Origin of the sequence: Luteimonas sp. 100069, from assembly GCF_003813845.1 — a bacterium.
Taxonomy (GTDB): domain Bacteria; phylum Pseudomonadota; class Gammaproteobacteria; order Xanthomonadales; family Xanthomonadaceae; genus Luteimonas; species Luteimonas chenhongjianii.
The window spans coordinates 106,250-125,498 of the sequence record NZ_RPFN01000007.1; the positions used below are offsets into that span (position 1 = coordinate 106,250).

At 68.4% G+C, this 19,249-nt stretch carries 21 protein-coding genes and 1 pseudogene; 11 read left to right on the forward strand and 11 right to left on the reverse strand.

Features of this window, described 5'->3' with window-relative positions; genetic code table 11:
- Positions 1-122: 122 nt before the first annotated feature.
- From EGK76_RS14160 to EGK76_RS14190, 7 genes are all read right to left on the reverse strand, one after another.
- Positions 123-803: a hypothetical protein gene (locus EGK76_RS14160; RefSeq protein ID WP_123833040.1), complete on the reverse strand. Its 681-nt coding sequence runs from the start codon at positions 801-803 to the stop codon at positions 123-125.
- 95 nt (positions 804-898) lie between these two features.
- Positions 899-2,836 carry a response regulator gene (locus tag EGK76_RS14165; protein ID WP_096297032.1) on the reverse strand — a complete coding sequence of 646 codons (1,938 nt, stop codon included), beginning with the start codon at positions 2,834-2,836 and terminating at the stop codon, positions 899-901.
- A complete protein-coding gene (locus EGK76_RS14170) occupies positions 2,826-3,692 on the reverse strand; it encodes an ATP-binding protein (RefSeq protein WP_123833041.1) in 867 nt (288 codons plus the stop codon). Before EGK76_RS14170 ends, EGK76_RS14165 begins: the two co-directional genes overlap by 11 nt.
- Positions 3,689-4,702 (reverse strand): ATP-binding protein, encoded by a 1,014-nt coding sequence (locus EGK76_RS14175; RefSeq protein WP_096297030.1) that lies wholly within the window; start codon positions 4,700-4,702, stop codon positions 3,689-3,691. The genes EGK76_RS14170 and EGK76_RS14175 overlap by 4 nt, the downstream gene beginning before the upstream one ends.
- The gene (locus EGK76_RS14180) at positions 4,693-5,091 is read right to left on the reverse strand and encodes an anti-sigma regulatory factor (protein ID WP_123833042.1); all 399 of its coding nucleotides are present in this window, start codon (positions 5,089-5,091) and stop codon (positions 4,693-4,695) included. The genes EGK76_RS14175 and EGK76_RS14180 overlap by 10 nt, the downstream gene beginning before the upstream one ends.
- Entirely contained in the window at positions 5,088-5,453 is a 366-nt protein-coding gene (locus tag EGK76_RS14185; RefSeq protein WP_096297028.1) for an STAS domain-containing protein, read from the reverse strand. Before EGK76_RS14185 ends, EGK76_RS14180 begins: the two co-directional genes overlap by 4 nt.
- 1 nt (position 5,454) lies before the next feature.
- The gene (locus EGK76_RS14190) at positions 5,455-6,306 is read right to left on the reverse strand and encodes an STAS domain-containing protein (RefSeq protein WP_123833043.1); all 852 of its coding nucleotides are present in this window, start codon (positions 6,304-6,306) and stop codon (positions 5,455-5,457) included.
- 284 nt (positions 6,307-6,590) lie between these two features.
- On the opposite strand from EGK76_RS14190, the gene EGK76_RS14195 reads away from it, so the two are divergent.
- Together EGK76_RS14195 and EGK76_RS14200 are read left to right on the forward strand one after the other, a co-directional pair.
- Positions 6,591-7,775 carry a PHB depolymerase family esterase gene (locus EGK76_RS14195; RefSeq protein WP_123833044.1) on the forward strand — a complete coding sequence of 395 codons (1,185 nt, stop codon included), beginning with the start codon at positions 6,591-6,593 and terminating at the stop codon, positions 7,773-7,775.
- A 34-nt stretch (positions 7,776-7,809) separates the two neighbouring features.
- A complete protein-coding gene (locus tag EGK76_RS14200; RefSeq protein ID WP_096297025.1) occupies positions 7,810-8,151 on the forward strand; it encodes a nuclear transport factor 2 family protein in 342 nt (113 codons plus the stop codon).
- Positions 8,152-8,301: 150 nt separating this feature from the next.
- Here the strand turns inward: EGK76_RS14200 and EGK76_RS14205 are convergent, their stop codons facing one another.
- Positions 8,302-8,640, reverse strand: coding sequence for a hypothetical protein (locus EGK76_RS14205; RefSeq protein WP_123833045.1), 339 nt, complete (start codon positions 8,638-8,640; stop codon positions 8,302-8,304).
- Between the two features lie 255 nt (positions 8,641-8,895).
- Between EGK76_RS14205 and EGK76_RS14210 the strand changes: the two genes are divergently transcribed.
- The 5 genes from EGK76_RS14210 to EGK76_RS14225 all read left to right on the forward strand — a co-directional run bounded on the left by EGK76_RS14210 (position 8,896) and on the right by EGK76_RS14225 (position 13,789).
- Complete coding sequence (locus EGK76_RS14210; protein ID WP_123833046.1) at positions 8,896-10,359, forward strand: alginate export family protein; 1,464 nt, start codon at positions 8,896-8,898, stop codon at positions 10,357-10,359.
- Between the two features lie 10 nt (positions 10,360-10,369).
- Complete coding sequence (locus EGK76_RS14215) at positions 10,370-11,665, forward strand: serine hydrolase (RefSeq protein ID WP_233580317.1); 1,296 nt, start codon at positions 10,370-10,372, stop codon at positions 11,663-11,665.
- Positions 11,666-11,811: 146 nt separating this feature from the next.
- Entirely contained in the window at positions 11,812-12,075 is a 264-nt protein-coding gene (locus EGK76_RS15555; protein WP_199730920.1) for a class I SAM-dependent methyltransferase, read from the forward strand.
- Between the two features lie 60 nt (positions 12,076-12,135).
- The gene (locus EGK76_RS15560) at positions 12,136-12,699 is read left to right on the forward strand and encodes a hypothetical protein (protein WP_233580318.1); all 564 of its coding nucleotides are present in this window, start codon (positions 12,136-12,138) and stop codon (positions 12,697-12,699) included.
- Positions 12,677-13,789 (forward strand): sensor histidine kinase, encoded by a 1,113-nt coding sequence (locus tag EGK76_RS14225; RefSeq protein WP_096297021.1) that lies wholly within the window; start codon positions 12,677-12,679, stop codon positions 13,787-13,789. Before EGK76_RS15560 ends, EGK76_RS14225 begins: the two co-directional genes overlap by 23 nt.
- Positions 13,790-13,918: 129 nt before the next feature.
- On the opposite strand, the gene EGK76_RS15565 is transcribed toward EGK76_RS14225, so the two are convergent.
- Together EGK76_RS15565 and EGK76_RS14230 are read right to left on the reverse strand one after the other, a co-directional pair.
- Positions 13,919-14,080 carry a hypothetical protein gene (locus EGK76_RS15565; protein ID WP_179948217.1) on the reverse strand — a complete coding sequence of 54 codons (162 nt, stop codon included), beginning with the start codon at positions 14,078-14,080 and terminating at the stop codon, positions 13,919-13,921.
- Positions 14,081-14,566: 486 nt separating this feature from the next.
- On the reverse strand, positions 14,567-15,244 hold the full coding sequence (locus tag EGK76_RS14230; RefSeq protein WP_123833047.1) for a TetR/AcrR family transcriptional regulator: 678 nt from the start codon (positions 15,242-15,244) through the stop codon (positions 14,567-14,569).
- A 72-nt stretch (positions 15,245-15,316) separates the two neighbouring features.
- On the opposite strand from EGK76_RS14230, the gene bdcA reads away from it, so the two are divergent.
- Entirely contained in the window at positions 15,317-16,030 is a 714-nt protein-coding gene (gene bdcA, locus EGK76_RS14235) for an SDR family oxidoreductase (protein WP_123833048.1), read from the forward strand.
- A gap of 281 nt (positions 16,031-16,311) precedes the next feature.
- Here the strand turns inward: bdcA and EGK76_RS14240 are convergent, their stop codons facing one another.
- Complete coding sequence (locus EGK76_RS14240; RefSeq protein ID WP_123833049.1) at positions 16,312-17,421, reverse strand: aldo/keto reductase; 1,110 nt, start codon at positions 17,419-17,421, stop codon at positions 16,312-16,314.
- 113 nt (positions 17,422-17,534) lie between these two features.
- On the opposite strand from EGK76_RS14240, the gene EGK76_RS14245 reads away from it, so the two are divergent.
- The 3 genes and pseudogenes from EGK76_RS14245 to EGK76_RS14255 form a co-directional block, all read left to right on the forward strand.
- Entirely contained in the window at positions 17,535-18,428 is an 894-nt protein-coding gene (locus tag EGK76_RS14245; protein ID WP_096297017.1) for a LysR family transcriptional regulator, read from the forward strand.
- Between the two features lie 261 nt (positions 18,429-18,689).
- Positions 18,690-18,920 carry a hypothetical protein gene (locus EGK76_RS14250; protein ID WP_233580319.1) on the forward strand — a complete coding sequence of 77 codons (231 nt, stop codon included), beginning with the start codon at positions 18,690-18,692 and terminating at the stop codon, positions 18,918-18,920.
- A gap of 178 nt (positions 18,921-19,098) precedes the next feature.
- Positions 19,099-19,245 (forward strand): annotated as a pseudogene (locus EGK76_RS14255) (SDR family oxidoreductase); the annotation flags it as partial.
- Positions 19,246-19,249 lie beyond the last annotated feature (4 nt).

Here is a 19,249-nt window from a genome sequence, read left to right on the forward strand (position 1 = left end):
GCGTTCGTGTGGGCACTGGCCCCGGACCCACCGTGCGGCGACGGATGCGCTGTACGCAACTCCGCATTGCTCCAGCACGCAGTACCCGAACCGGCTCCGGCGGAGGCCGTGCACTGCCGGGCTCAGGGTCGGGCGTCTACGTTGCTCCAGATTGCGCTGATCCTGGCCTCGATGGCCAGCGCGTCGTCGGGCTCGAGTTTGCGGAACGCCTCGGCCCGCAGTGGATCGGCGAAGCTGTCGAACATCTGCCGGGCGTCCTCGCCGGCGTCGGCCGCCGCCGCAATCAGGTCCTGCATGTCGGAGAGCCGATCGACCCGCCCCTCGAAATAGGTCCTGCGCGCCTCGCGCACCGATCTTGGATTCAAGGCCGCGGCGAGTTCCCGCATCAGGGCGATCGTCGACGGCTGGATCACGATCGGCGCCATGTCGAACTGGCAGAGCAGGCCGAAGATCGCGCCGCTCTCCACGCACAGGGGCAAGCTGCAATACGCCTGGACGAGCGCGGCAAGCGGATGCTCCACGCAGGTGAGATCGGGCGATGCGTCATCCCCCGCCGGCATGTCCGCCATCGCTTCGACGAAGCTGCGGCAGAGTTCGTGCCGCTGCATCCACTCGGCCGTCGGGCGACCGGAATCATCACGGTCCACAAGCAGGAAATCACCGGTGGCGACGCCGGCGTAGCGGTACAGCGCGGTGAAGCGCAGTCCCGATTGCAGGTTCAGATGCTCCAGCGCCGCCTGCAGATTGCCCGAGCTCACCAGAAACCTGAGCTGGTCGAGAAATCCATTCGAAGCACGCTCCATTGCGGGACGATAGCGCCGTACCGTGCCCGCCTGCGTGCGCTAGCAAACATATATAGCTCCGGGACGTGGAGAATCTTCCGCAGGCGGACGGGCGATCAGACGCCGCGCAGCATCAGGAAACTCTCACGCACCGCATTCAGCAGTTCCTTGAGATTGAACGGCTTGGGCAGCATGCCCATGCCGTTGCCGAGGAAACTCTGGCGGTTCTGCGCGTTCTCGGCATAGCCGGTGATGAAGAGCACGCGGATGTCGGGCAGGCGTTCGAGCACCCGGTCAGCCAGTTCCCGGCCGCTGATGCCGGGCAGGCCGACGTCGGTCAGCAGCAGATCGAAAGGGCGGTCCGCGGCCTCGACCGCGGCCAGCGCGTCGCTGCCGTTGGCGCAGGCGACAACGTCGTAACCCGCATCGAGCAGCGCCTCCATCGCCATCGCGCGCACCATTTCATCGTCATCCACGAGCAGGATGCGCTCTGCGCCGCCGGCGGGCGCCTGCGGCTCGACAGCAGGCTCGGTCTGCGGCGCCTCGCCGCGGGGCAACAGCACTTCGATCGTCGTGCCCTCGTCGACCACGCTGCGGATGCGCGCGGTGCCGCCACTCTGGCGGGCGAATCCATAGGTCATCGACAGGCCGAGCCCGGTGCCCTCGCCGATCGGCTTGGTGGTGAAGAACGGCTCGAACACCTTGTGCACGATCTCGGCTGGAATGCCGGGGCCGTCGTCGGTGACGGTCAGGCTGACGTACTCGCCGGCCTCGAGATCGGCCGACTGCGCAAGCGACACCGGCCGCGCGGCAATCGTGATGCGTCCCGCGCCCTTGAGCGCATCGCGTGCATTGATCGCCAGGTTCAGCACGACGTTGTCGAGCTGGTTGGGATCGGCGACCGCGATCAGCGGCGCCTGCGGCATGTCCAGCGACAGCTGGATGTTCTCGCCGATCGACTGGCCGAGCAGCGCCGACACCGCCTCGATGCGCGCGCCGACATCGAAAGCCACCGCATCGAGCGATTGCTTGCGGGCGAACGCGAGCATGCGCTGGGTCAACGCGGCCGCCCGCAGCGCGGCGCCCACGCCCAGCTCCACATAGCGCGGAACCCGGTCGAGGCGGTCGCGTTCGACCGCGGTGCTGATCATGTCGAACGCACCGATGATGCCGGTGAGCATGTTGTTGAAGTCGTGCGCGATTCCGCCGGTCAGCTTGCCGAGCGAATCCATCTTCAGCGCCTGCTGCAGCTCGATCTCGGTGCGCTCGCGCTCGGCGATCTGCAACGCGAGTTCGCTGTTGGCCGAATCGAGCTGGCGACGCTGCGCCTGTTCGCGTGCGTGCTGCTCGGTCTGGTCGTCGACATACAGCAGGCCGACGCCGGGCTCCTTGTAGGGGGTCACCCGCCACTCGGTGACGCGCACGCCGCCGGGCATCTGCAGCCGGAAGGTACCGCGCCAGCCATCGTCGCTGCGCAGCGCGTCCTGCAGCTCGGACACCGGCTGGTCGCCGAACAGGGCCGACAGCGTCTGCACGCCGGCCTCGTCCATCAGGGCCTTGAACGCCGCGTTGGCCTCGCGCACCTGGAGGTCGGCGGCGACCGCGGCGATCGGCGCACCGATATGTTCGAAGATCTCGCGGAAGCGGGCCTCGCGCGTGTGCAGCGCATCCTCGGCCCGGCGCACGCGCAACAGCGTACGCAGCGTGGCCATCAGCACGTCACGGTCGACCGGGTGGATCAGGTACGCATCCGCGCCCGCCTCCAGGCCGGTGATCAGGTCACCGGTCGCGATCGATGCCGCCGATACGTGCACGACCGGCAGCAACGCGGTGCGTGGCGAGGCCCGCAGCGCGCGCACCACGTCGAAACCGCTCATGTCGGGCAGATTGACGTCCAGCACCAGCGCGTCGTAGGCCGCATCTGCCAGCCGTGCCAGGCCTTCAGTGCCGGTACCCGCTTCGTCCACCTGGCAGCCGTGGAACTCGAGCACGCGACGGATGGAATATCGCGTGGCGACGTTGTCGTCCACCACCAGCACACGGTCAGGCGCCATCGTCGGATACCCCCGGTTGGAGCTTGATCGGCAGGGTCACGAAGAACTCCGAGCCTTCTCCGAGCTCGCTGTGCACGCCCACGGAGCCATCGAGCAGTTCGGCGAACCGCCGGCACAGCGCCAGGCCCAGTCCGGTGCCGCGCAGGCGCTTCTGGATCGGCGAATCCACCTGCACGAAATCCTCGAACAGCGCGCCGAGCATGTGTTCGGGAATGCCGATACCGGTATCGCGCACGCTGAAGCGGATATGCCCCTCGTCCTCCATTCCCGCCGACACGGTCACCTTGCCGTTCGGGGTGAACTTGAGCGCATTGGAAATGAAGTTGCGCAGGATCTGCGCGAGCTTGGTGTCGTCGGTGTAGAGCATCGGCAGGGACGGCGGATCCTCGAACACCAGCTCCACGCTGCCCGCGCCCTCGACCAGCGGCCGGAACATGCCGCGCAGCGCCGAGAACAGATCCATCAGATCGAACCAGGCCGGCGAGATCGAGATGCGGCCGGCCTCGATCTTGGCCAGGTCCAGCAGGTCATCCACCATGTCGCGCAACTCCACCGCGCCGGCATTGATGAAGCGCACCTGCTTGAGCTGTTCGGCATTGAGCGGACCGTCCAAGCCGTCCTCGAGCAACCTGGTCATGCTGAGGATCGAACCCAGCGGCGTGCGGAATTCGTGGCTCATGTAGGACAGGAACCGGCTCTTGAGCTCGGAGACTTCCCTGAGCTGCTCGGCCTGCTGGTCGAGCTCGGCGTACAGCGCCAGCACGCCCTGGTTGGTTTCGTCGAGTTCCGCGCGCAGCGCGGCGTTCTCTTCGAGCGCCCGGGCCAGCTCGGCGGCGGTTCCTTCGATGTCGCTCATGCCCGTCCTCCCAGGCGGATCGCGAGAATTCCCGTGTCGTCCCGGCCGCGGTTGAAATCGCGATGCAGCACCGCCGCCACCAGCGCAGGATGCCGATACGCCAGTCCTTCGTACCGGGCGAGGCTCCAGCGTGCCTGCAGCCCGTCACTGTGCATCAGCAGCAGAGCATCGGTGGGAACCTGGAACCCGAAGGCCTGCACGCGGCGGTAGTTGCCGCCGACGATACCCGGATGCGACGGCATTCCGCGCGAGGCGCCGCCTTCATGCACCGCGGCCGAAATGTTGCCGATACCGGCGAACTGCCCCAGCCGGGTGTCCCCGTCGAAGCAGAACACCGCCGCGGCGCCGCCGCGCGAGCGGCTCATCCGTGCATGCATCCGGCCGATGATGTCTTCGGCCGCCATGTCGCCTGCATCCGCCGCCGCAGCGACACCCAGTTGGGACGCTTCGCTGGCCGGCAGGCCGTGGCCGAGGCCGTCGACCAATGTGGCGACCAACCGCGGTCCGTTCCACTCCAGGTGCCAGCTGTCGCCGCACACCACTTCGTGGCGCATCGGGATGCGCAGCGCGCCGTAAGGCAGGTCGTTGTCCTTGGCGCGGGCGCCGTAGATGCGCGCCAGCACCACCGCGCCGGCATCGTCGGACCACACGTCCAGCACCGTGGCCTGGCGCTGGATCGCGCCCAGCCCCTGTCCCTGGCTGCCGCCGGTGGAATAGCCGTCAGGCAGGCAGCGCGCGAGCGAGAAGCCCGGCCCGCGGTCGACGCTGCAGATCTCCACGCCCTTGCCCGCCGCGCCCTGCACCAGCGACAGCAGCACGCGCCCGCCCAGCCCGTGGCGCAGCAGGTTGGTAGTGATTTCGGTGGCGGCCAGCGCCACGCGTCCGGCATCGGTCTCGTCGAAATCCGCCAGCGTCGCCAGGCTGAGCGCCTCGCGCCGCACCTGCCCCACCTGCGACGATTCTTCTACCGGTATGACACGCGTGATATGGCCGGAAAAACTTATGCCCATTTCGTGATCGTCACGCGCGTGCCCCGACCGGGCGCGCTGTCGAGCTCGAACACATCGACCAGCCGGCGGGAGCCCGACAGCCCCAGCCCCATGCCCTTGCCGGATGTCCAGCCGTCGGTCAGCGCCTGCTCGATGTCCGGGATGCCGGGTCCCTCGTCGGCGAATTCCAGGCGCACGCCCTTGCGCAGCCCGTCCTGCACGATCGTCCACTGCATCAGTCCGCCCCCGCCGTACACCACCGCGTTGCGCGCCAGTTCGCTCGCCGCAGTGATCAGCTTGGTCTGGTCGACCAGGCGCAGGCCGCAGCCGACCGCCGCCTGGCGCGCGGCTTGGCGCGCCAGCACCACGTCCTGCTCGGTGCGGACCGGCAACTGGCCGCTGGTGTTCATGCGTCGGTGTCGCCGATCTGCTGCAGCAGCTTCATGCCGCGATCGACATTCAGCGCCGTACGCACGCCCGCCAGGTTGAGGCCCAGCTCCACCAGCGTGATCGCGACCGCCGGCTGCATGCCCACCACCACGGTGCGCGCATCCATGATCCGGGCCAGCGCCGAGATCGTGTCGATCATCCGGCCGATGAAGGAATCGACGATGTCGAGCGCGGAGATCTCGATCAGCACGCCGCGCGCGGACGTGGCGCGGATGCGTTCGGTCAGATCGTCCTGCAGGGTCAGCGCCAGCTGGTCGTGCATGTCGACCTGGATGGTGACCAGCAGGATGTCACCCATCTGCAGGATCGGAATGCGCTCCATCTCAGGCCGCCTTGTTCACGGTCACGCCGGTGCGCTTGAGTGCCAGCGCCAGCGCGTCGGCCAAGTTGGCCTTCGTGACGATACCCTGCAGGTCCAGGCCGAGGTGCACGATGGTCTGGGCGATCTGCGGCCGCACGCCGCTGATGATCGCGTCGGCGCCCATCAGGCGGATCGCGGTGACGGTCTTGAGCAGGTGCTGGGCGACCAGGGTGTCCACGGTGGGCACGCCTGTGATGTCGATGATCGCGATTTCCGCGCCGGTCTCGACGATCCGCTGCAACAGCGACTCCATCACCACCTGGGTGCGCTGCGAATCGAGCGTGCCGATCATCGGCAGCGCGAGCACGCCATCCCACAGCTTCACCACCGGGGTGGATAGCTCGAGCATCTCCTCCTGCTGGCGCTGGATCACCGCCTCGCGGGTCTTCTGGAACGCGGTGATGGTGTACAGGCCCAGCGCGTCGAGCAACTGCGAGATCGCCCACAGTTCCTGGCCCAGCTGCTGCGGCGCATCGGCCATGCCGGCCTGAACTGCCTCGAACAGCGGACGCTTGAGCGAGAAGATGAAGGTCGCGGTCTCGGTCGAGTTGAAACCCTTGAGTACGCGGTCGCGCGAGAAGTCCTCGAGGAAGTTGCGGATATCCGCCCACTCGCGGCCCTGCAGATCGCGGGGCTCGCCGGCGTCAATCGCCTCGAGCAGCAGCTTCCAGAATTCGCGGACCTGGGCGTCGAGTTCCTGGCGCGACGTGCGGCCGTCGCGCGCCTCGGCGACGAGATTGTCCAGCCATGCCTCGCTGATGACGGCTTGACGGTCATTGACGAGCGCGATCGTGCGTTGATTCAGTGCGGACATATGAAAGACCCCTGCCTGGAGATGAGGCGGCCCCGTCAACACGACGTACCGCCGGCCAAGACCGGAAATCCTAACTGAATTCAGTGATGGTCACCGGCGGTCGGGCGGGGTGGCGCAATTGCTGCGCGATCATGTTTTGCGAGTCCTCGCGGTGCCGCCCCGGAGACGGATATACGGAGCGATCGACTGCCCCGGCACGGCCGCTGGCCTCCGTTGCTGCAGCGCACTCACGGTTGATGGCATAGCCTGCCGTAGCGGACTTTCCCCACCGCCTGGTAGCCAATGTGAAAGCCTTCGAGAAGCTCGTTCGCCGCTTCGGCGCAGCCTTGCCCGATTCGCCATTGCTGTCGAGGATCCGGCCTGGGTCCGAAGCGGCGCAGACCGCGGCCGCGCGGGCGCAGGACACCCTGCGGCGCGCCTGGAGTTCGGCCGGCCTGGAGGGCGACGGCAGTCCGGCCGCCACCATCCGCAGGACCATCGACGAGGCCCTGGCGAGCGCCGGACTTGCGCCCGCAACGGGCGCGCGGGCCGACGCGCCGACCGATACCGCGCAGGCGCGGGGCGAGCCAGCCCGGGAACAGACGGAGACCGCACGCGGGCGCGGAACGTCGAGCGTCATCGCGTTCCAGCACCCGGCCGGCGCGCGCACCTACACGCTGTACGTACCGCCTGGCCTGGACGAGACCACAGGCGACGGCGTGCCCCTGATGGTGATGCTGCACGGCTGCACCCAGACGCCCGACGATTTCGCCACCGGCACGCGCATGAACGCACTGGCCGACATCCATGGCGTGCTCGTGGCCTATCCGGAACAGACCGCGCGCGACAACGGCTCGCGCTGCTGGAACTGGTTCCGTGCCCAGGACCAGCAGCGCGGCGACGGTGAGCCCGCCGTGCTGGCCGGCATCGTCGAAGACATCGCGCGCCGCCATCGCGTGGACCCGCGGCGTGTGTATGTGGCCGGCCTGTCCGCCGGCGCAGCGATGGCGGTGATCCTCGGCCGTACCTATCCGGACGTGTTCGCTGCCGTCGGCGCGCATTCGGGCCTGCCGTTCGCCGCCGCCCGCGACATGCCCGGTGCGTTCGCCGCGATGCAGGGACACGGCGCCACGCGCCGGACCGATTCCGGCGCCCAGGGCACGCGCGTGCCGACCATCGTGATCCACGGCACCGCGGACCGCACCGTCGCCGTCGACAACGGCCGCGCCATCGTCGATGACGCGATCGCCGCCGGTGCCGGCGCGCGCCCATTGCAACCGGCCACAAGCACGCGCAGCACGATGGGCGGCCGCGATGTCACCCGCACCGGGTACCGCGACGAAGAAGGCCGCGAGTGGGTCGAATACATCGAGATCGAAGGCGCCGGCCATGCCTGGAGCGGCGGCGACCCCACCGGCAGCCATACCGACGCCACGGGCCCGGACGCGTCGGCACTGATCCTGCAGTTCTGCCTCGCGCAGACGCGCTGAGGGCGGGGCATCCATTCCGGCAAGGAAAAGCAGCATGTTGGAGCGACCGGAGGCAATCCTGCGGCAGGCCAATGCGGCCATCGCAGACGGCGACATCGAAGGATTCCTGCGCCATTGCACCGATGACATCCGTTGGACGACGGTCGGTGAATCGACGCTGGAGGGCAAGGACGCGGTGCGCCGGTGGATGGCGGTGGCCTATGCGCCGCCGCCGGACTTCACCGTCACCCGCTTGATCGCCGATGCCGACCATGTGGTGGCGCTGGGCGAGCTGAAGGACAGCGACGACAAGGGTGCTCCGACCATCCGCGCCTATTGTGATGTCTGGCGGTTCCGCGACGGCAAAATGGCCGAGCTGCAGGCCTTCGTCATCTGACGTTTGCGGGCGTTCGCGGATCCGGTGTCACGTCCGGACCGCCCCGCGCCGCGCGGAACCGATGCAGGGCCGGCACCATGCGCGCCGCACACCGGTGTTTCCCGAAGCCCGGTCGCACAATGCATCGGCCCGGCTGCATGGCCACCGGGCTCAGTGGTCGTATTCGCGCAGGAAGGTATCGAGCGGCATCAGTGCCGGCGGTGGCAGGTCCTCGTCGAGCAGCGGAGCGAGCTGGCGACGCGCGGCCAGCCAGCGGCTCATGAAGCGTCTGGCCTGGGCGGCGGATGCCGCAGTGCCGGCGTGCTGCCTGCGCCGCCATTTCAGCCAGTAGCGTCCATCCTGATAGACCGCCCCCACCGCCTGCCCCTTCCACATCAGCATGGTCATGCCCACGCAGGGGCACCAGCGGTAGAGCATCGGGATCACGGGGCGCGCCCGGCGCGGCGCCTCGATCTCCTCCCGCAGCAAGGGGTTGGTCTGCCATTCCATCGGCGCAGCCTGGCCTGTCGGTGCCTCAGCGCCTGAGACCCGGGGCGGCCCGTGCGGTGGCTCGACGCGCACGCGCCGACCGGCGCCACCCCGCAGCCCGCGGATCCGCGTTCGGTCGCGCGGCTTCAAGCTGCGCGCGGCGAAAAAAAACGGACGCGTCGGCACGGCTTGCAGGTGCGTAACCGTCACGTTTCCGGCACGCCTCCAAGCCTAGATTGACGGCGCGCTCCGGCGATATTCGCTCAGGAGGACCTGATGGGTACGCACAGGACGTTGGCGAAGAGCGCGGCATGTGTCGGTCTGCTGGCCTGCATGTTCACCGCCTACGCACAGGACGCTTCCGGGAACACCGCACAGACGGACTCGCGCACGGTGCTCTGGCGCACGGACAACACCACGGTCAACTGGCACGCGGAGGGCGGCCTCAACCTGGTGGCCGAGTACAACCTCTTCTGGGACCTGTCGCGCGTTTACGACCCGCAGGCGAACTTCGGCCCGGACACGCACTGGCTGGAAGGATATTTCAAGCCCGGCCTGAGCTTCGTCCATGAATCCGGCAACCTCGACGTGTACGGCATGGCCTCGGTGGTGGGCTCGTTCACGCGCGGCACCGACGCCTTCGACGCGACCAACAAGGGCGCCACCACGATCGAGTCGGGCTATATCGGCCTGCGCACCCAGGGCGCAGACCCGACCTGGGACGTCTCGGTAGGGCCGCGCGAGCTGCTGCTGGGCGACGGCATGCTGATCGCGACCGGCGGCGAGAGCGGCTTCGAGCGCGGCGCGCTCAAGTTCGGCCCACGCAAGGCATGGCGGCATGCCGCGATCGCCCGCTTCAAGACCGGACCCGGGTATCTGACCGCATTCCGCATCGCGCCCAACGAACTGAAGTCCAACGACGGCCACAACCGCCTGGCCGGTCTGGACTGGCGCTGGGACGGCAAGCCAGGCAACTTCGCCGGCGCCAGCTACATCCACGTGCTGAAGTCGACCTCGCCCTACATCCAGGCCGCGCCCGAGGGCATCGGCCCCTCGACGATCATCCCCGGCGGCCGCCATGGCACCAAGGCGCTCAACCTGTATTTCCAGCTGACGCCGACGACCGGGCACCTGCGCAACTGGCTGCTCTCGGCCGACCTGGCCGTCGAGCGCAACCACCGCATCGACCTGCGCGCCTGGGGCGGGCGCGTGCGCGTGGGCTACACCTTCCACGACGTGCACTGGACCCCATCGCTGACCTGGACGTACCAGACCTTCTCCGGCGACAACCCGAACACGCGCGCGCTCGAGCGCTTCGATCCGCTGTATTACGAAGGCTCGCCCGGAAACTGGGCGTCGGGGTCCAAGTCCTCGATGGTGTTCATCAACACCAACGTGCGCAGCAACGAACTGGCGCTCGCGGTCAATCCGACCCAGCGCGATTCGCTGACCGTGCGCCTGGCGCGGCTGGATGCCAACCAACTCAACAGTCCGCTGCAGTTCGGCCAGGCCACGCGCCTGGAACGGCTGGGCAGCCGGCTGGCGGTGGTCAATGGCGTGCCGTACACGCACCTGTCCGATGACCTGCTGCTGGAGTACGTGCGCATCATCAATCCGCACGTGTTCCTGACCCTCGGCGCCAGCGTATCCAGACCCGGCAAGGGCGTCCGCGCGTTGAGCCAGGGACAGAAGACCCCCGACTGGCACGATGCCTTCGCCACCCTGTTCTTCACCTACTAGGGAGCCGTCCGTGACCGGCAGCCCGACAGTGCCTGGCGACGATGCTCCGCTGACCGCAGCTCAATCCGACCCGACCGTAATGGGCTGGATGCAGGGCTTTCCGCCGCCGCCCGACAAACGGATCACCCAGCCCGACAGCGTGTATTTCAGTTTTCCGAAACTGCGCTGGTCGGTGTGCCACATGCGCCAGCTGCTGCCGAGCGTTGAGGTCAGCCGCGGCCTGGGCAACGCGGTGCCACTGGCGTATGCACCCGGCTCCGAGCGGCAGCGGATGGAGGCCGAGATCGACGCGCTGGTGTTCAAGCCGCTCGACGAGCGCGCGCCGATGACGTGGGAGGAGTCGCTGGGGGTGAACTACACCGACGGCATGCTCGTCTTCCACGACAACCGGGTGGTGTACGAGCGCTACCTCGGCTGCCTGGCCGAGGACGGCCAGCATGCGGTGATGTCGATGACCAAGTCGCTGACCGGGCTGTTGGCGCAGATGCTGGTGGCCGAAGGCGCGCTCGACGAACAGGCGCTCGTGGTGGACCTCGTCCCCGAGGTCGCCGGAAGCGCATTCGCCGACGCGACCGTGCGCCAGGTGATGGACATGACCACCGGCCTGCACTACTCGGAGGACTACAGCGATCCGGAGGCCGACATCTGGAAGTACTCGGCGGCGGCCAGTCCGTTGCCCAAGCCGGCCGGCTATACCGGTCCCAACGGCTACTTCGAGTACCTGCAGCAGGTGCGGCCCGAGGGCCGGCATGGCGAGGCTTTCCACTACCGCACCGTCAACGCCGACATGACCGGCTGGCTGGTCGCGCGCGCGTCCGGCAAGTCGGTGGCCGAACTGGCCTCCGAACGCCTGTGGCGGCCGATGGGCGCCGAGCAGTCGGGCTACATGCTGGTCGACGGCATCGGCACGCCATACGCCGGCGGCGGCCTCAGCGCCGGACTGCGCGATCTCGGCCGGCTCGGCCTGCTGATGCTCAACGAGGGCGAGATCAACGACGAGCAGCTGTTCCCGGCCGAGGTGGTGCGCCACATCCGTGGCGGCGGCGATCCGTCGAAGTTCGGCACCGCCTATCCGGCGCTGATCGGCGGCAGCTATACCAGCCTGTGGTGGGTGTACCCGGGCGAGCACGAGGTGATTGCCGCACGCGGGGTTCACGGCCAGACGATCTACGTGGACTTCACCGCGCGGGTGGTGATCGTGCGCCTGGCCTCGTTCCCCAAGCCCTCCAATCCGCTGATCGACCCCACCTCCATTCCTGCGTTCCAGGTGCTGTGCAGGCATCTGCAGCAGCACCAGCGGCGCTAGCGTCGCGCGCGATGCCCACCACCATCCGCGGTTCGTGCGCCCGCACCGCCGTGAGCGCGGCGCGATGCAGTGCAGGCGACAGCCGAAGCGGCTTGACGCGCTGGATAGGATCGAAGGTGCTGCCACCCGGCGCGAAAGGCCCCGAGATGCAGTCCGACGAACTCGTTGCCCTGTTCGACCAGCAGGCCGCCGGCGACGACCGCCAACGGGCGACGACCGCGGCGATCCGCGACTGCATGTACCCGCTGCTGGCCGGGCTGCCCGACGCAGCGCGCATCCTGTGCGTCGGCGTAGGCACGGGGCCGGAACTTGCCCATCTGGCAAAGGCCTTTCCGCGCTGGACGTTCGTGACGGTCGATCCGTCCGGCGCGACGATCGAGGCCTGCCGTGCCCTGGCCCGACGGCTTTGACGGACGCTGTCACGGGTTCCTGGAGTCGCTGGCCGTCGACACGCCTTTGGACGCCGCGACATGCGTCCTGGTCTCGCAGTTCATCGTGGACCGCGCAGAGCGCGCGCGCTTCTTCTGCGGCATTGCCGCGGGCCTGCGCCCGGCCGACTGCTGGCCAGTTCCGACCTTGCCTTCGATACTGCATCGCCCGCCTACGGGGTGCTGCTGCCCGCCTGGCTGCAGATGATGACGATGGCCGAAGTCGCGCCCGCCGCATTGCAAGGCATCCGCGACACCTACGAGCGGGATGTCGGCGTGCTGCCACCTGCCGACGTGGCCGCGATCCTGCAGGCCGGTGGATTCGCGCGGCGGCTGCAGGTCTTCCAGCCCGGGCTGATCACGGTTGGCTCAGCCGGACACGGCCCGAGCCTTCTCGCGGACGTGACGCTGTTGCGCGGGATCGCAGACGGCGCGCCGGTATCACCGCAGCGGACCGCGAGGTTGGCTGCGACTTTCCGTCCAGTGCAGCGCCGCAAGGGTGTCCGGGCGCCATCGGACATGAATATTGCCGCGACATCCATCGCTTATGCTCTTACCCTGAATGCGTACGGGAGCGAATCAGATGAGACTTGCGGACTTCATTGAGGCCCACGCCCCGCAGATTGTGGAAGGCGCGGCGGAATTCGCCCTTTCCCAGGCCCCGGCGGGCGTCGAACTCAGTGCCAAGGAATTGCGCAACCATCTTCCGCAGATCCTCAAGGCCATCGTGCTCGATCTGCGAAGCACGCAGACCCGCGCGGCGCAGCAAGCCAAGTCGGAAGGTCGTGCGCCGCCGAGCAGCGGGCCGGAATCGGCCGCCAGTTATCACGGCAGGACGCGCGCCGCGGCCGGCTTCGGCCTGAACCAGATGGTGGCCGAGTACCGGGCGCTGCGCGCCGCTGTGCTGCGGCTGTGGGCTGACCACGGCGCGCTCGCGGAATCGGGCGCGGACCTGGTGCGCTTCAACGAGGCCATCGACCAGGCCCTGGCCGAATCCCTGGCTGAATACTCGGCAGAGGTGGAGTCCTGGCGCCAGATCTTTCTCGGCGCGCTGGGCCACGATCTGCGCGGCCCGCTCACGGCGGTCGTGCTCTCCGCCGACATGCTCATGCAGAAGACACGCGGCACGCCGTATGCGCCCTATGTCGAACGGATCTTGAGCGGCGGAGAGCGCATGTCGCAGCTGCTCGACGACCTGCTCGCCTACAGCAGGAGCAAGCTCGGCGTGGGCATGGATCTGCAGCGCGAGATATGCGATCTGCGCGCGGCAGTGGCCGACGAAGTGGAACTCCTGCGGGCCGCCCTGCCTGCCACTTCCATCCAATTCGACGCGGCCGGCACTACGCAGGGCCGGTTCGATGCATCGCGCGTCCGCGAAGCGCTGCACAACCTGGTCACCAATGCTGCCAAGTACGGCGACGCGGACGCAGAGGTATGGGTTGAAGTCACCGGCGATGCGGATTGCGTGCGGATATCTGTGCGCAATGCCGGCGCCCCGCTGACGGACGAGGCCCTGCTTGCGATGTTCGACCCGCTGCGACGGGGCGCGAAGAACGCCTCCGCGGGTGAGCACCTGAGCCTGGGCCTGGGCCTGTTTCTGGTGCGCGAGATTGCCACCGCGCATGGCGGCAAGGTCACCGGCGACTCCGCCGACGGCTACACCACGTTCGTGATGGCGCTGCCGCGCGACGCCTGAGCCGTGCACGCGCGCCTGCGCTGCGGGCGTCGATACGCTGCGATGGCAGGACAGAATGTCGGGCGCAGGACGAGCGCGGCGAGTGCGCGGGTCAAGGCTGCCCAACATTGTCAGCGTTTCGGGCAGTTCCTAGCCGCCACCGGCCTCGTTCCTTTTCCGCTCGTCCGCGTCTTTCTTCTCTTGCGCGTCTTTCTTCGCCTGATCGTGGTGCCACTTGATGGCGAAGAACATGCCCGTGCCGAGCACGACCACCTTGAACACGATGAAGACGATGGGGAACCAGTCGTACATGTCTGCTTGTTTCCGGGCGATGATCCGATACCACATGCCGTGAGGTGCGCCCACCGCCTCACATGATTGCCTCGACCGCATTTCTGCAGGCCATCAGAGACCCGAAGTGTGGACCCCTCTGCAGCCTACGCAACGCGACAGTTTGTCGCAGTCGCGGGCTTTGTACATCCTCGGCCGCGGTGCTCCGCCAATATCCGGAGCGAACGCCTGAGTGGCCACCAACGGTATGCGCTGGGCCCAAAGCCGAAGACCATGCCGCTGTCCCGGTGCCTCGTCGGCCACCGCGCCGGGAGCCGTCCCCGCGGCAGGGCCGTCGTCGACCAGGACCCGACCTGACCCGTCGGATCCGCGCATGGTGACCGCCAAGTGCACCTGTTCCTCGGGCGGACGCATGGTCGCCGGGCAAAGGTGAGCTCGACCCGTTATCGCCATCGGGAACCGCGCGGCAATGCGCCATATCCCGCTGCCGACGCCACGCCTTCGGATTCAAACGCGGGCGGTGGCTTTCCGGCCGGCAGTTTTGCCGCTCGCCGCTTTCGCTTTCGCTTTCGCTTTCGGCGCCGGCGATGGCGATGGCGATGGCAGGGCCTGCGCAATCGCTTCGCCCGCCAGTTCGGCCACTGCGACGAGGCGCTCGGCGCTCACGCCCTGGCGCGCCATGGCCGAAAGTCCCGCCAATGTGGTGGCGACCAGGTCGGTCACGCGTTCGGCCTGTTCGGGATGGCGTTGCGCGACGAAGCGGCGGATCGCGCCCTCGGCCGCCTGGTGGTGCGCTGCCGCCGCGCAGCGCGCATCCGGATCGTCGCAGCCCAGCCCTTCCAGCACCATGCAGCCACGTGCCTCGGGCTCGGCGGTGTAGCGCCGCGCGGCCTCGAGCAGCACGGCGGTGAGGGCCACGGCCACCGGCTGGCCATCGGCAAGCAGCTCGTCGAAGGGCACGCCGGCCTCGCGCGAGTACTTGGCCAGCACCTGGGCGAAGAACGCGGCCTTGCTGCCGAAGGCCGCATAGAAGCTGGGCGGGTTGATGCCCAGCGCCCCGGTGACGGCGGCAATGCCGACCGCGTCGTAGCCCTGCCCGTGGAACAGCCGCTTGCCCGTGGCCAGCGCCGCATCGGCATCGAAGCCACGCGGCCGGCCGCGCGGACGCCCGCTTTTTGTAGTCATCGCTAAATTTTCATTGACAGCTGCATAGGCTAATTGTAGCGTCCACTACACAAACTCACAAGGAGCGGTCAGATGTCGAGGTTCGAACACAAGCGAGTGCTGGTTCTGGGTGGCAGCCGTGGCATCGGCGCCGCCATCGTCCGGCGTTTCGCAAGCGAGGGCGCGCAGGTCGTCTTTACCTATTCCGGCTCGGAAGCCGCGGCCCACCAGCTGGCCTCCGAGACGGGCAGCAGCGCAGTGCGCTGCGACAGTGCCGACCGCGACGCGGTGATCGCCGCGGTCCGCGACGCCGGCCCGCTGGACGTGCTGGTGGTCAATTCCGGCATCGCCCTGTTCGGTGACGCGCTGGAGCAGGACCCGGATGCCATTGACCGCCTGTTCGCCATCAATATCCACGCGCCCTACCACGCCTCGGTGGAAGCGGCGCGGCGCATGCCCGAAGGCGGCCGCATCATCGTCATCGGCTCGGTCAACGGCGACCGCATGCCCCTGCCCGGCATGGCCTCCTACGCGGTGAGCAAGTCGGCCCTGCAGGGCCTCGCGCGCGGCCTGGCGCGCGACTTCGGCCCGCGCGGCATCACCGTCAACGTGGTCCAGCCCGGCCCGATCGACACCGACGCCAATCCCGCCGACGGCCCCATGAAGGACGTCATGCACAGCTTCATGGCGATCAAGCGCCACGGCCGCCCGGAAGAAGTCGCCGGCATGGTGGCCTGGCTTGCCGGCCCGGAAGCGGGCTTCGTGACCGGCGCGATGCATACGATCGACGGCGCGTTCGGCGCCTGACTCCAGATGCACGGGGCCGGCGTGCGCGCCGGCTCTGACACGCATCGCGGAAGCGATCCGGGCGCAGAACGCGATGTATCGGCCTGGGCCGCCGCTGAGCTGACGACAATCAGATTGCAGCCGCTCAACGCCACCGTGACGTCGCGCAGCTGCGCACGTTCCAGCAGTTCGAGGCAAACATGCGCCGTGCCCGGACCAGCGTCGCCAGCAGCGCGCTGCAAGACGTGGCCCGGGTGGCGATAGCGACAGCGACAGCGAAGCAACGACCACGCTCTGCTGCGCTACCGCTGCCCCCATCCCGTTGCATGGTCGACGCCGAAACGCATGCGCGGCGGCAATTGGAAGATGAAGTAGGGGTTGAGCGATGGCGGCCGGCTCGCGTCCTCCAGGCGTTGCTGCTGGGCTGCGGTCAGGGTGATGTCGAGCGAGGCGATGTTCTGCTGCAGCTGGCCGACGCGGCTGGCGCCCACCAGCACTGACGACACGCCGGGCTGCGCCACCGTCCAGGCCAGCGCCACTTCCGCCATCGACCGTTCCTGTTCGGCGGCCACGTCGCGCACCACGTCGACGATGTCGAAGTTGCGCTCGGTGAACAGCATGCCGCCGAAGGGATTGTCGCCATCAAGCCTGCCGTCATCGTCGCCGCGCGCGCTGTCATCCCCCGACGCGTCGACCGGCAGTCGCGAACTGCGCGCGGCATCGGCGAGTTTTTCGCGGCCGTACTTGCCGGTCAGCAGGCCACCGCCAAGCGGGCTCCATGGCACCAGGCCGAGACCGAGCGCGTCGCCCGCGGGCAGCAGTTCCAGCTCCACGCCGCGATCGAGCAGCGAGTACTGGTACTGCAGCCCGACCGGCACCGGCAGCCCGTGCGCCTGCGCCAGTGTCGCCACCCGGGCCACGTACCAGGCGGGCGTGTTGGAAAACCCGTAGTGCAGGATGCGCCCGGCCCGCACCGCGTCGGTGAGCGTCTGCAGCACTTCCTCGGGCGGCGTGATGCGGTCCCAGACGTGCATCCAGTACAGATCGATGTACTCCGTGCGCAACCGGGCCAGCGAGCCGTCGAGCGCGGCGCGCATGTTCTTGGCGCCGTTGCCGCCGCCGTGGGCATTGCCCTGCGTGCGTGGGAAGCCGGACTTCGTTGCCACCACCAGGCGCTCGCGGGTGCCCGCGTCCGCGATGAAGTCGCCGAGCATCGCCTCGCTGCGTCCGTCGCTGTAGAGATCGGCGGTATCGACGAAGTTGCCGCCCGCGTCGACGTAGGCGTCGAACACTGCGCGCGACGCCGCGGCGTCCGTGCCCCAGCGTCGCGCCCCGAAGGTCATCGTGCCCAGTGCGAGCGGGCTCACCAGCAGGCCGGAGCGGCCGAGGGTGCGGTAATGGGTGAGATCCATGGCGGTGTCCTGTGGCGTCGCCCCGCGGTGCGGGCTGGACCGACAGCCTAGAAGCCCGGGCCGCGCGTGATTAGCCATTGCCGGACGCATGGGCCTGTGAGCACACTGCAGCAATGCAGCGCAGCCAGCTCAACGATCTGTTCGCCTTCGCCGCCGTGGCCCGCGAGCGCAGCTTCACCCGCGCCGCCGCCGCACTGGGGATCTCGCCCTCTGCCCTGAGCCACGCGATGCGCGGCCTGGAAGCGCGGCTGGGCGTGCGTCTGCTGGCGCGCACCACCCGCAGCGTGGCGCCCACCGAAGCCGGCCAACGCCTGCTGCAGTCGCTCACCCCGGCACTTGCCGGCATCGAGGACGGCCTGACCGCGCTGGACGCCTGGCGCGACCAGCCGCTGGGCGCGTTGCGCATCACCACCTTCAGCTATGTCGCGCAGCGGGTGCTGGCGCCCAGGCTACCTGCCTTTCTGCTCGCCCACCCCGGCATACAGCTCGAGGTGGTGGTGGAGAACGGCCTGACCGATATCGTCGCGTCCGGCTTCGACGCCGGCATCCGCTTCGGCGACACCGTGGAGCAGGACATGATCGCCGTGCGTGTCGGCCCCGACTTGCGCACCGTCGTGGTGGGCACGCCGGAGTACTTCGCCCGCCATCCCCCGCCGCAGACGCCCGACGACCTGAAAGACCACGCCTGCATCGGCTACCGCCTGCGGACCTCCGGCGGCCTGCTGCCGTGGGAGTTCACGCACAAGAGCCAGGAGATCCGCGTCCGCACCCGCGGCCCGCTGGTCGTCGACGACGTGGAGGTGGCCTTGGCAGCCGTGCGCGGCGGCGCGGTGCTCGGCTATCAGATGGAACAGGACGTGGCCGACGACATCGCGGCCGGGCGCCTGGTGCAGGTGCTGGACGCGTGGTGCATGCCGTTCGCCGGCTGCCATCTCTACCACCCGAGCCGGCGACAGACGCCGCCTGCGCTGCGGGCGCTGATCGATGCGCTGCGCTACGAGGGCTGACGGTGGCAGTGCGATGCGCGGAGAGACAGGGCCGGCGCGATGTCGTCTGGCCTGTATATTCCGGGCGAGCTGACTTCGCCCGAACAAGTGAACCTGGGCACCGTGATCCCGGGCACCGTGATCCCGGGCACGCGCCCGCCCGGATTTCGCATTCACAGAAAAACGTCGCCGTTCGACGACACGTCTCAGCTCATGGTGTAGCCCCACATGCCGGCAACCCGCAAAATCGTTCTGCACTCCAGGAGCGGCCTTCGACCAGGATTGGACCTGCTCGTCGCCGAATGGATCCGCGAAGGCGTCCAGTACGTGGGCGTGGTTGGCCTCGACGCAGAGGACATCGTGGAAGCCATCGACTGCTTCTGCATCGGCGACGGCACCGATCCCTACGAGATGCTGACTGCATCGCACACGGCCCCTGAAACCATGGACGATGCCATCGCCCTGGCCAGCCAGGTGGACTTTCCGGGCGATGTGTCCATCGTCGTGTTCTAGCGCGGCCAAAGCCTTCTTTCCCGGCCACGGTGGCGCGCATGATCGCGGTGGGAACGATGCGATTGACACGGCCCTTGCCGCCCGTCAATTCCGAGCTGAAGCTGCGCAGGCCACCGGTCGCCCGCGACCCGATTACTTGTTGTCGATCGTCACTTTCGACGCAAACAAGTCACCTGACCCCGTTATTGCCCTCATGCACAGCTTCATGGCGATCAAGCGCCACGGCCGCCCGGAAGAAGTCGCCGGCATGGTGGCCCGGCTTGCCGGCCCGGAAGCGGGCTTCGTGACCGGCGCGATGCATACGATCGACGGCGCGCTCGGCGCCTGCG